The sequence below is a fragment of the Micromonospora sp. LZ34 genome (assembly GCF_052981855.1).
This window is the reverse complement of the sequence record NZ_JBRIQN010000060.1, coordinates 22,123-33,141: the sequence shown is the minus strand read 5'-3', so window position 1 is coordinate 33,141 and position 11,019 is coordinate 22,123. Positions and strand designations below refer to the sequence as shown.

The window sequence follows — 11,019 nt, the reverse complement described above, 5'->3', positions numbered from 1 at the left end:
CGTGCAATGCACAACCCGCGGCGCGGCAGGATCCCGACGGCGAGGCACAAACCCCAGCCAACACCACCCCTACGACAATTCCCCAACCCCGACAACCCGGCGAACGTTAATGGCCACCGCACTAGCTGCCGGCCGGTGGCAGGGTCGGTTCGGCGGGCGGGGTGACCGGGGTGAGGGGAACCGTCTCGCCGCGGGCGATGGTGCGGACCCGCTGGACGAAACCGCGCCGGCGGGCCTCCGCCACGAAGTGACCCAGCGGTGAGCGGAACACCGGGTAGTCGTCGTAGTGGATCGGCACGGTCAGTTTCGGGTGGACCAGCTCGACCAGGTCGGCGCCCTGCCGCGCGTCCATGGTGAGCAGGATGCCGGCGACCCTGGTGCCGCCCAGGTGGATCAGCATGGCGTCGATGTCCGGGTACCGCTCGGGGATGCCGGCGAGCAGCGGCTTGTTCAGCGTGTCGCCGGTGACGTAGAGGCGGAACTGCCGGGTGCCGTCGCGTTCCAGGTCGATCATCGTGCCCATCACGTCGGGCAGCAGCCGGTCCAGGGCGCCCGGCCCGTGCTGGCCGGGCATCGCCGTCAGCCGCAGCGTCTCGCCGTCGCCGCGCAGCTCCCGCGTACGCCAGGTGGGCAGCCCCTCGGCGGCCCGGAAACCCCACCGGCGCAGCTTCCGTTCCGCCGCCGGGGTGGTCACGATCGGCAGCTCCCGGTCCAGCTCCCGCCGGGCCACCCGGTCGAAATGGTCACCGTGCAGGTGGGACAGGAGCACCGCGTCCAGCGACGGCAGCTGGACGATCCGCAGCGCCGGGTCGGTCCGCCGCCGCGACCACATCCCCTTGCCCAGGTACGCCCGCTGCCCCCGGTGCAGGAAGTTCGGGTCGGTCAGCAGGGTGAACCCGCCGATCCGCAGCACCGTGGTGGCGGTGCCGATGAACGTGACCTCCGGCTGTGCCGCCTCCATGTCCACCTCCACCCGCAGCCGTACCCCCGATGACCGCCGTCATGCGCGGCCGCCCGGGTGCCGGAACCTCAGCCGTCGGTGTCCGGCCGCGGGCCGCCGCCGTCGGTACGGGCCCCGCGGGTGGTCTGGTCGGGGGACGGTTCGTCCGGGTGGTCGGTGGAAGGTGAGCCGTCGGCCGCCTCCGGCCGGGTCTGCGGCAGCCGGTCCACCAGTCGGGTCAGCGCACCGTTGGCGAAGGTCGCGCCGAGCGCCGACCCGGTCGCGATGCTCCAGCCCACCGGCCCGAGCGGGGTGCAGCCGAAGAACTGGCTCAGGCCCGGTGTCTGCACCACCGCCACCAGCACGCCGAGCGACGCGGCGGTGGAGGCGAGCACGGCCGGGCTGGTGCCGCCCGCCAGCACGGTCTGCCCGAGCTGGGTGCCGACCAGCGAGACCAGCGCGATCGTGCCGGCCCGCCGGCGCCGCCCGGTGTAGCGGGCCACCGTCCAGCCGGCGGTGGCGCCCAGCGTGGTGGCCGCGGCGCGCAGCCCGATCTCGCGGGTGAGCGTGGCGCCGAGCGAGGTGTCCGGCCCCTCGCGCAGCAGTCCGTCCGCGCGGTCGGCCCCGGGTGGACGGATCGCGATGGCCAGCGCCGGCGCCAGGTCGGTGAGCAGGTTGACCAGGAGCAGTTGCCGCCCGGTGAGCGCGGAGCGGCCGGTGGCGGCGGCACTCAGCACGCTGAACGCGATTTCCCCGAGGTTGCCGCCGACCAGGATGCTCAGCGCGTGGCGTACCGAGGACCACATCGCCCGCCCCTCCACCAGGGTGGCGATGATGGTCTCCAGCCGGTCGTCGGTCACCACCAGGTCGGCGGCGGCCCGGGCCGCCGGGGTGCCCCGCTGGCCGAGTGCGATGCCGACGTCGGCGAGCCGGATCGCCGGCGCGTCGTTGGCGCCGTCCCCGGTCATCGCGACGGTACGCCCGCACTTCTGCAACGCCTGGATGATCCGGACCTTGTGCGCCGGGGTGCAGCGGGCCACCACGTCCGTGCCGGCCAGCCGTTCGGCCAGGGCGTCGTCGTCGAGCCGGTCGAGTTCGGTCGCGGTGACCACCCGCTGGTCGTCGCCGTCGCTGATGGTGGCGGCGATCGCCTCGGCGGTCGCCGGATGGTCTCCGGTGATCATGATGGTGTGCACGCCGGCCTGGCGGATCCGCCGCACGGCCGGCGCGGCGCTGGCCCGGACCCCGTCGGCGAGCGCCAGGAAGCCGACGAACACCAGGTCGCGTACGTCGTCGTCGCCGATCGCCGGGTCGGGCACGGCGCACTCCGCGACCGCCAGGATCCGGTGCCCCGCCCCGGCCCGCTCGGCGAGCAGCCGGTGCAGGTCGTCCCGGCCGCCGTCGTCCAACGGCTCGTCGTGGCCGTCGACGCGCCGGTACGCGCACCGGGGCAGCACCGTCTCCGGCGCGCCCTTCACGCTGAGCAGCAGCCGGTCCCCGTCCTCGCCGACGGTGGCGTGGTAGCCCCGGGACGGTTCGAAGGGCAGTCCGCCGGCGGCCCGCCAGCCGGGGACGTCGGTCTGCTCGACCACCCCGGCGGACGCGGCGCCGCGGCGTACCGACTGGTCGGTCTGCAGGGCCAGTTCGTCGGGGTCGTCGGCGGCCGGGGTGGCCCGCAGTGCGGCGGCCAGGGTCGGCCGGAGCCGGTCGTCGAGCTGGTCCGTCGGGGCGTAGCGGTGGCCGTCGCCGACTCCGGCGAGCCGCAGCTGCCCCTCGGTGAGAGTGCCGGTCTTGTCGAAGCAGAGCACGTCGACCCGGCCGAGCGCCTCGATGGTGCGCGGATTGCGGACCAGTGCCCCGTGCTCGGCCAGCCGCCGGGCGGCGGCCAGCTGTGCGGCGCTGACCAGGAACGGCAACCCTTCCGGGACGGACGCCACGGCCAGGTTCGCGGCGGTGGCGGCCGTCTCGGCCAGCGGTACGCCGCGCAGCAACCCGGCGCCGGCCACCGCCACCGCCGAGCCGGCTGCCAGCGGCACGGCTGCCCGGGTCAGCCGGCCCAGCCGGGCCTCCACTCCGCTGGCCGGTGGTGCCTGTCGGGCCAGCGCCAGGCTGCGGCCGGCCTCGGTGTCGGCGCCGGTGGCCACCACCACAGCGGTGCCGTACCCCGCGGCGATTGTGGTGCCCTCGTAGAGCATGGACCGGCGGTCGGCGACGGCGGAGGCCACCACCGGCTGGTCCGTCTTGCCCACCGGCAGTGACTCGCCGGTCAGCGAGGACTCGTCGGCCTCCAGGCCGACCGACTCCAGCACCCGGCAGTCGGCCGGCACCGAGTCCCCCGGCTCCAGGCTGACCACGTCGCCGGGCACCAGGTCGTCCGCCGGCAGCATCCGTTCCCGGCCGTCCCGGCGCACCCGGGCGGTCACCGCCGAGTGGGACAACAGCTCGGCCAGGGACCGCTCGGTGTTGCGCTGGTGCACCGCGCCGATCAGCGCCGACCCGCCGACCACCCCGCCCACCAGGGCGGCGTCGATCAGCGAGCCGAACGTCGCGGAGAGCACCGCGCCGGCCGCGAGCACCGGGGTGAGCGGGTTGGCCAGCTCGTCGACGAAGGCGCGGAGCAGACCGGTCGGCCCGGGCACCTCGCCCGGCCCGGCGCCCCGGCGGCGCTCGGCCTCGCCGCTGGCGAGCCCGTCCGGGCCGGTGCCGAGCCGCTTTAGGACGGTGTCCGTGGGCATCAGGTGCCAGGCGGTGATGGTCGGCGCGGGCGCCTCCGTCCGGCCCGGCAGCCGGCGCGCCCGCCAGACGCCGTGAGCGAAGGCCACCGCGGCGGCGCCGTTCACCGGGCCGAGGGTACGGCCGGGCAGGTGCGCGGGGTCGGCGGTGAGCGCGTTCAACGCGCCCAGGCCGGTGCCGGCCAGGGCGAACTGGATGCTCCGCCCGGTTGTCCGCCGGGCCACCCCGGTCGCCTCGACGATCAGGGCGACGATCCGCAGGTCGGTGCCGACCAGCAGGTGCGCGCCCCAGGGTGGCAGCTGCTCCGGGGCGGAGATGCCCAGGCCACAGTCGGCGGCGCCGAGGGCCGCCCGGTCGGCGGAGACCACCATCACCACCGCCCCGTCGCGCTGCAACGCCCGGACGGCGTCGGCCAGCCCCGCGCCGCCGGGCACGAGGTCGTCGGCGAAGCCGTACCGCCGCTCGTCGTCACCGGCCACGACCAGCCGCAACCCGGCCTGACGGGTGACGGCCGGCAGCGTGTCGACGCCCGGCGCCGGCTCGGGCTCGACCCGCAGTACCGCGGCCAGGGTGTCGGAGTCGGCCAGGCCGAGCAGGTGACCGCCGGCGTCGCGGAGCCGCCGGCTTTCCGCGGTGTCCCCGGGATCGCGCGCGTCGAGCCGGTCCAGCGGGCCGAGTCGCCAACCGTCGGACTGCCGCAGCCCGTGCGGGTCGGCGGGGTCGAAGAGCGCGAACGCTCGGCTGGCCACCTGCCCGGTGTCGGCGCCGGGCAGGGGAGCCAGGTCGGCCAGCACCCCCCGGTCCGAGCCGAGGACGGCGGCGTCCAGCACCAGCGTGTCGATCCGGTCCAGGTCCCGCAGCACGGTGCGATCCATCGCGATCACGCCCCGCCGGGCCAGGATCCGGCCGAGCTGCGCGGCGTACCCCTCCCGACCGCTGCGCGGGGCCTTGGGCAGCGCGGAAAGCCCCAGCGAGGCGGCCCGCTTCCGGCCGACCACCGGCGTCGCGGCGGCGGCCGCGGCGGCGCCGGCGGCCAGCATCCGGGTGGCGTACCGCTCGGCCGGCCCGTCCGGCTTGGGGCGGACCCGCCCGACGGCCGGCGACCGGGCCACCGCCCGCTCCGGGTCGCCGGTCAGCCGCGGTTCCGCCTTCGTCCAGGCGGCGAGCTGGGCCCGCGCCTCACCCCACTGCACCACCCGCTGCGCGCCGTCCAGCACGATGCCGGTCCAGCCGCCGGTGAGGCCCTGCACGACCGCCTGGGCGAGCGGGAAGACCAGGTCGGCGCGGGGATCGGCGCGCAGGCCCCGGTTGGCGAGGGCGTGCAGCTTCGGGTGCATGTCGACGACGCCGAGCAGCCCGGCGACCTCTCCCGGCACCGGGGCGAACGGCAGGATCCGGGTGGCCGCCGAGATGGTCAGGCCGAGCGCGTCGGAGGCGAGCGCGCCGAGCGTGCGGGGGGTGCGCGGTCCTTCCTCGGGCGGGTGCGGCGGGGGGATCTCCGGATCCGGTTCGTGCGGGCAGGCGCGCTCGGTGCGGGCCACCGTCGCGATCAGGTCCCGCAGCTTCGGCTGTGGCGTCCCGACGGCCACCACCACCCGGCCGGACGGGGCGTTCACCCGGGCCCACTCGACCCCGGGCATCCGTTCCAGCGCCGCCTCCACCTGCCGGGCGAGCAGGTCACCGCCGTCCTGGCAGACCCCGTGCACCTCGATGTGGTGCCGGCCCGGCCGGGACCAGACCCGACGTCCGGTCAATCCGGCCAGCCGGGCGAGCCGGGACGCGGCCGTGCCGACGCTCCGGGACGCCTCGCCGACCAGCGGCGGCACGGCTACCGGCGGTCGGAGGCGACCGGCGACGCGGCCCAGCGAGGTCATCGAGGCGTACGGCCGGACGCGTGCCGGCCTGGCCCTCCGCTGCTGCTGTCCCTTCCGTACGCCATCTCGCCTCCCACGTCTGCTCCGGTGGCCGCCCGGGTACGCGGCGGCTTCACGGCTTCCCGCCCGGACGTCCGTTATGCCCCCCGAGCAGGGGAAGTTTCCCCCGGCCGGCACTCCGGGCGGCCTGGCGAGACCGCGGTCACGCTTGACCTCAATCGGGGTTGAGGTCGCAGGCTGGCCGCATGCTGATCGAACTGCTCAGGGCCGAGGTGCGGCGGGACGAGCTTCGGCGTCCACCCCGTGCCGGCAACCGTCCGACGCCGGTGTGGTCGCCCCGTAGGGCGGACCGGCGGTGACCGCTACCGCCGCGCCGGCCGGACCGGTCGCCCCGGCCCTGGGACTGTTCGCGCCCCGGCTGCGGGCCATGACGGTCGGCAGCGTCGCCCTGGTCTCGCTGCTGGCGTTCGAGGCGCTGGCGGTCGGCACCGCGATGCCCACCGTCGCCCGCAGCCTGGACGGGCTGGCCCTGTACGGGATCGCGTTCGGCGGCCCGTTCGCCGCCGGCGTGCTGGCCATGGTGGCCAGCGGCATCTGGTGCGACACTCGGGGACCGCGCGCGCCGATGTGGCACGGGCTGGTCTGGTTCGTGCTCGGGCTGGTCATCGCGGGCAGCGCGACGGCGATGGGCGCGCTGGTCGTCGGCCGGGTGGTGCAGGGGTTCGGCTCGGGCCTGCTCTCGGTGGCGCTCTACGTCATCGTCGGGCAGGCGTACCCGGAGGAACTGCACCGGCGGATCTTCGCGGCGTTCGCCGCCGCGTGGGTCGTACCGTCGCTGGTCGGGCCGGCGGTGGCCGGCCTGATCGTGGAGCACCTCGGTTGGCGGTGGGTCTTCCTCGCGGTGCCGGTGGTGGCGGTGCCGGCGGTGCTGCTGATCCACCCCGGCCTGCGGGCGGTCGGCCCGTCGACGCGGGCGGCCCGGCCGGCCGGCGCGGCGGCCCGGATCGGCTGGGCCTGCGGGGCGGGGGTGAGCGCCGCACTGCTGCACATCGGGGGACAGCAGCGCGGCCCCTTCGCCGTCGCTCTGGTCGCCGTGGCCCTGGTCGGCTTGCTGGTCTGCGCGCCCCGGTTGCTGCCGGCCGGATTCCTGCGGGCCGGTCGGGGCCTGCCGACGGTGATCGGGCTGCGCGGCCTCGCCTCCGCGGCGTTCGTCGGCGCGGAGGTGGTGATCCCGCTGATGCTCTCCCGGGAGCGGGGGTTCTCGCCGACCGCGGCCGGCCTGGTCCTCACCACGGGTGCGTTGGCCTGGTCGGTGGGCTCCTGGTTGCAGGGCCGGCTGCCGGCGCCGCAGAGTCGGGCCACCCTGCCCCGGGCGGGGCTGGCCTGCATCGCGGCCGGCACCGCGGTGGTCGCGCTCACCGTCGCGCCGGCCGTGCCGGTCGGGGTGGGAGTGCTCGGCTGGGCGACGGCCGGGCTCGGCATGGGGCTGCTCTACCCCTCGCTGTCGGTGCTCACCCTGGAGTTGTCCGCCCCCGGCGAGCAGGGCCGCAACAGCTCCTCGCTGCAACTGGGCGATTCACTGTTCGCGGCGACCGTGCTGGCGCTGACCGGCGCGGTGCTCGCCGCCGGCGCCGCCCCCGGCGCGGGCGACTACGCGGGGACGTTGGCCGTCGCGTCCGGCCTGGCGCTGCTCGGTCTCCTGCTCGCCGGCCGGGTGGTGCCGGCCGCGCGGCTGGTCGCCTGAGCTTTCCGGCGGTCCCAGCGACCGCGCTGCGGCCGGGAGCGCCCGGAGCGCGGGGCGGCCGAGCGCCCCGGGTTGTCGGCGGATCGGCGGTCCCCCTAGGTGGCGGCCGGCAGGATGGGCGGGGAGATGAACTTCCTGACCGTCCTGCCGCTGGCCGTGGTGATGGTCGCCGGGACGCAGCTGGTCGCGGCGGTCTTCCTTGCCGCCTCCGACCGACCGCGGGCCGCGTCGCTGGGCTACCTGGCCGGCGGCTGGTGGTCGGCGGCGGGGTGACGGTGAGCTGGCTGGTCACCAGGGCCGTGAAGATCAGTTTCGACGGTGGCGGCCACGGCCGGAGCCCGGTCGAGACGAGGATCGACCAGGTGGTGCTGGCCCTGCTGGTCGTGCTGGCGCTGGTGGTGTTCCTCCGACGGCACTCCACCGGCCCACCCCGGTGGATGGGAAAGCTCCAGCAGGCCGGCCCGGGCTACGCCGCCCGGCTGGGCGTGCTGCTCTTCCTCGCCATGCCGACGGACGACCTCACCATGATCACGGTCGGCGCGAGCGCCGCCCGGCACGACCTGCCGTGGTGGCACCTGCTGCCGTTCGTGCTGCTCACCCTGGCGCTGCTGGCGCTGCTGGCGCTGCTCGGCGGTCGGGCCGCCACGGTGCTGCCCCGGATCCGGGACTGGACCGCCCACAACTCCTGGGTGGTCAGCGAGCTCGTGATCGGCTTCTTCCTGGCGGTGACGTTGGTCGACCTGCTGCGGTGAGCCGGCGCACGGACGGTCACACCCGACCGGGCGGCGTCGTCACCGACACGGACGCCCCGACCCCGGGGCGCCGGAGAAGGAGGACATCATGCGGGTGCTGGTAACCGGGGCGGGCGGTCGTTTGGGACGGGCGGTGCTGCCCCGCCTGCTCGACGACGGGCACGCGGTACGGGCGACGAGCCGCCGGCCGCGTACCGACCCGGTGGTGGAGTGGGCGGTGGCGGACCTGGCCACCGGGGCCGGGGTGGCCGAGGCGGTACGCGGCGTGGACGCCGTCCTGCACCTGGCGTCGTCGCCCAACCGGCGCACCCACCAGGTCGACGTGCTGGGCACCCGCGGGCTGGTCCGCGCCGCCGGGGAGGCCGCCGTCCGCCACCTGGTCTACATCTCGATCGTCGGCGTCGACCGGGTGCCGATCCCGTACTACCGGCACAAGCTGGCCGCCGAGCAGGTGGTCGCCGCCGGGCCGGTGCCGTGGACGGTGCTGCGGGCCACCCAGTTCCCGCAGTTCCTCGACGAGCTGCTGGTCGCGGCGAGCCGGCTGGGCCCGGTGATCGGCGACCGGGCGGTGCTCGCCCAGCCGGTCGACCCGGGCGAGGTCGCCGCCCGGCTCGCCGAGCGGCTGGTGGCCGGCCCGCTGCACGGCATCGAGGAGTACGGCGGGCCCGAGGTGCTCCGCTTCGACCAGGCGGTCCGCGCCTGGAAGGCCGCCCGGCGGTCCCGCCGGCCGCTGCTGCCGATACGGATCCCGGGCCGGCTCGGCCGGGCCCTGCGCTCCGGCGGCCTGGTCACCGACGCGACCCCGCGGGGCACCCGGAGCTGCGCGGACCACCTCGCGGACACGTACGGGGGAACCGGGGCAAGATGAGAACCTTCCCCGTTCACGTTCGGCCTACCGTGACGCCATGTTCGCCATCGTCACCACCGTGATCCTCTACGTCGCCGGCTTCGTCTTCCTCTACGGCGTGATCCGGCTCGCGGTCCGGCACGCCCTGGAGGATATGGAGGTGCGCCGGATCCAGGCCGAGCGGGCGGAGGAGCTGGCCGCCATGCGCGACCGCACGATGCTCCGCGAGAACGCCTTCCTCACCGGCAGCTGAGCCTGCGCGGAGCGCGCCCGCCGGACGTCGGCGCCGGGCGGTCGTTGCCCGGTGGCCGGGACGTGCCGGTGTCCGGTGGGCGCGGCCGGCCGGGTGGTGCGAGGATCGCACTCGTGATGGGGACGCTGAAGACCGAACCCGCCGGCACCCGGCTCGACCTGCTGGCACCGCCGGTCGCCGCCGCGCTCGCGCAGTGGCCTGCCGACGCGCCGGTGGACGTCGACGACGTGCTGGTCGCGCCGATCGACGCCGACCTCGCCGACACCGCCGCGTTCTGCGCGGCGTACCAGGTCGGGCTGGAGGATTCGGCCAACTGCGTGGTGATCGCCGGCAAGCGCGAGGGGGTCGTCCGCTACGCGGCCTGCGTCGTGCTCGCCACCACCCGGGCCGACGTGAACGGGGTGGTCCGGCGGGCGCTGGACGTCCGCAAGGCGAGCTTCGCGCCGATGGCCGACGCGGTCGAGCTGACCGGCATGGAGTACGGCGGCATCACCCCGATCGGCCTGCCCGAGCAGTGGCCGATCCTGGTCGACGCCCGGGTGATCGCCACCCCGCACGTGATCATCGGGTCCGGCGTGCGGCACAGCAAGATCGCCCTGCCCGGGCCGGCGCTGGGCGCACTGCCCGGAGCGCGGGTGGTGGAGGACCTGGCCAGGCCGGCCTGAGCGATCACCGGCGTCTATACCGTTGCACGTGAAACATGACGCCTGTCGATGACCGGCGGCGGGTCGACCTGCGCGGCCGGGCGTCAGTCGGCGGACTCGCGCCGCGCCACCTCGGTCAGGGCGGCCAGCAGCGTCGCCGGCTCCTGGGCGCCGGTCACCGCGTACTTGCCAGCGAGCACGAAGGTAGGCACGCTGGTCACCCCGATCTGCCGGGCGGTGTCCAGTTCGGTGGTCAGTTCGGCCACCCGCTCGTCCGAGTCGAGGAACCGGCGCGCCTCCACCGCGTCCAGCCCGACCTCGCCGGCCAGGGTGGCGAGCGCGTCCCGGGACCCGACATCGACCCCGTCGGTGAAGTGGGCCCGGTAGAGCGCGTCGACCATCTCGGCGGCGCGGCCCCGCTCGGTGGCCCAGGAGATCAGCCGGTGCGCGTCGAAGGTGTTCGCGGCGACGGCGCGGTCGAAGTCGAGCTTGAGGCCGACCCCCGCGGCCACCCCGGTCACGTGGCCGACCATCTGCCGGGCCTGCGGCCCGAACTTAGTGGCCAGCGCGTCCAGCAGGGGCTGCGGCTCGGGCACCGGCGACGGGTCGAGCTGGAACGGCCGATAGTGGACCGTCACCTCGCCGTCGTACGACTCCAGCGCCTGCTCCAGCCGGCGCTTGCCGATGTAGCACCAGGGGCAGACCACGTCCGCGTAGATCTCGATCTCCATGATCCGGACAACCTCCCGGTCAGCTGGTCTGTTCCCGGACCTGGCGCTTGAGCCGGGCCAGGATGGCCGTGCCGCCGCGGACCCGCAGCGGGCTGATCGCCTGGGCCAGCCCCATCCGCTGGTAGAGGTCGTCGGGCACGGCGAGCACCTCGTCGGGCTTCGCCCCGGCCAGCCCCTCGGCCAGGATGCCGGCGAAGGCGCGGGTGGTCGGCGCCTCCGGCGGGCAGTCGAAGAGTGTCTCCACGGTGCCCTCCGGCGTCACCCGGGCACGCAGGAAGAACGCCGTCTGGCACTCCGGCACCTGCTCCATGCCCTCCCGGTCGGCGGCGTCGGGCGGCAGCGGCGGGATGACGTCGGCGTACTCCAGCAGCATCTCCAGCACCACGTCCCGCGGCGCGGCGGCGAACTCCTCGACGATCTCGGCCAGCCTGGCCGGCATGGATGACATGCCCCCGAGGCTACCGCCGTCGCCGTGGCACACCGCCGCGCCGCCGGACACCC

At 75.8% G+C, this 11,019-nt stretch carries 10 protein-coding genes; 6 read left to right on the top strand and 4 right to left on the bottom strand.

All coding sequences use genetic code 11. The annotated features are described in order from the left end of the window. Positions 1-121: 121 nt before the first annotated feature. Together ACVCAH_RS33565 and ACVCAH_RS33560 are read right to left on the bottom strand one after the other, a co-directional pair. Complete coding sequence (locus ACVCAH_RS33565; RefSeq protein ID WP_447140256.1) at positions 122-961, bottom strand: MBL fold metallo-hydrolase; 840 nt, start codon at positions 959-961, stop codon at positions 122-124. 68 nt (positions 962-1,029) lie between these two features. Further along, a complete protein-coding gene (locus ACVCAH_RS33560) occupies positions 1,030-5,547 on the bottom strand; it encodes an HAD-IC family P-type ATPase (RefSeq protein WP_447140255.1) in 4,518 nt (1,505 codons plus the stop codon). Positions 5,548-5,902: 355 nt separating this feature from the next. Here ACVCAH_RS33560 and ACVCAH_RS33555 point away from each other — a divergent pair, with 355 nt between their 5' ends. The 6 genes from ACVCAH_RS33555 (at position 5,903) to ACVCAH_RS33530 (ending at position 9,808) form a co-directional block, all read left to right on the top strand. Next, positions 5,903-7,291: an MFS transporter gene (locus ACVCAH_RS33555; RefSeq protein WP_447140254.1), complete on the top strand. Its 1,389-nt coding sequence runs from the start codon at positions 5,903-5,905 to the stop codon at positions 7,289-7,291. Between the two features lie 126 nt (positions 7,292-7,417). Beyond that, complete coding sequence (locus ACVCAH_RS33550; protein ID WP_447140253.1) at positions 7,418-7,564, top strand: hypothetical protein; 147 nt, start codon at positions 7,418-7,420, stop codon at positions 7,562-7,564. A 2-nt stretch (positions 7,565-7,566) separates the two neighbouring features. Further along, positions 7,567-8,043, top strand: coding sequence for a GAP family protein (locus ACVCAH_RS33545; RefSeq protein ID WP_447140252.1), 477 nt, complete (start codon positions 7,567-7,569; stop codon positions 8,041-8,043). 88 nt (positions 8,044-8,131) lie between these two features. Continuing rightward, positions 8,132-8,911 (top strand): SDR family oxidoreductase, encoded by a 780-nt coding sequence (locus ACVCAH_RS33540; RefSeq protein ID WP_447140251.1) that lies wholly within the window; start codon positions 8,132-8,134, stop codon positions 8,909-8,911. 37 nt (positions 8,912-8,948) lie between these two features. After that, positions 8,949-9,143: a hypothetical protein gene (locus ACVCAH_RS33535; RefSeq protein WP_447140250.1), complete on the top strand. Its 195-nt coding sequence runs from the start codon at positions 8,949-8,951 to the stop codon at positions 9,141-9,143. A gap of 116 nt (positions 9,144-9,259) precedes the next feature. After that, the gene (locus ACVCAH_RS33530) at positions 9,260-9,808 is read left to right on the top strand and encodes a YbaK/EbsC family protein (protein WP_447140261.1); all 549 of its coding nucleotides are present in this window, start codon (positions 9,260-9,262) and stop codon (positions 9,806-9,808) included. Positions 9,809-9,891: 83 nt separating this feature from the next. On the opposite strand, the gene ACVCAH_RS33525 is transcribed toward ACVCAH_RS33530, so the two are convergent. Together ACVCAH_RS33525 and ACVCAH_RS33520 are read right to left on the bottom strand one after the other, a co-directional pair. Continuing rightward, positions 9,892-10,518, bottom strand: a complete 627-nt coding sequence (locus tag ACVCAH_RS33525) for a DsbA family oxidoreductase (protein WP_447140249.1) — start codon at positions 10,516-10,518, stop codon at positions 9,892-9,894. A gap of 19 nt (positions 10,519-10,537) precedes the next feature. Beyond that, on the bottom strand, positions 10,538-10,966 hold the full coding sequence (locus ACVCAH_RS33520; RefSeq protein ID WP_088996719.1) for a SufE family protein: 429 nt from the start codon (positions 10,964-10,966) through the stop codon (positions 10,538-10,540). Positions 10,967-11,019: the final 53 nt, after the last annotated feature.

What these genes read in the sequence shown, in the direction of transcription:
- ACVCAH_RS33565 (WP_447140256.1), bottom strand. Translation starts at nt 961, where the DNA reads ATGGAGGCGGCACAGCCGGAGGTCACGTTCATCGGCACCGCCACCACG.
- ACVCAH_RS33560 (WP_447140255.1), bottom strand. Translation starts at nt 5,547, where the DNA reads ATGACCTCGCTGGGCCGCGTCGCCGGTCGCCTCCGACCGCCGGTAGCC.
- ACVCAH_RS33550 (WP_447140253.1), top strand. Translation starts at nt 7,418, where the DNA reads ATGAACTTCCTGACCGTCCTGCCGCTGGCCGTGGTGATGGTCGCCGGG.
- ACVCAH_RS33540 (WP_447140251.1), top strand. Translation starts at nt 8,132, where the DNA reads ATGCGGGTGCTGGTAACCGGGGCGGGCGGTCGTTTGGGACGGGCGGTG.
- ACVCAH_RS33535 (WP_447140250.1), top strand. Translation starts at nt 8,949, where the DNA reads ATGTTCGCCATCGTCACCACCGTGATCCTCTACGTCGCCGGCTTCGTC.
- ACVCAH_RS33530 (WP_447140261.1), top strand. Translation starts at nt 9,260, where the DNA reads ATGGGGACGCTGAAGACCGAACCCGCCGGCACCCGGCTCGACCTGCTG.
- ACVCAH_RS33525 (WP_447140249.1), bottom strand. Translation starts at nt 10,518, where the DNA reads ATGGAGATCGAGATCTACGCGGACGTGGTCTGCCCCTGGTGCTACATC.
- ACVCAH_RS33520 (WP_088996719.1), bottom strand. Translation starts at nt 10,966, where the DNA reads ATGTCATCCATGCCGGCCAGGCTGGCCGAGATCGTCGAGGAGTTCGCC.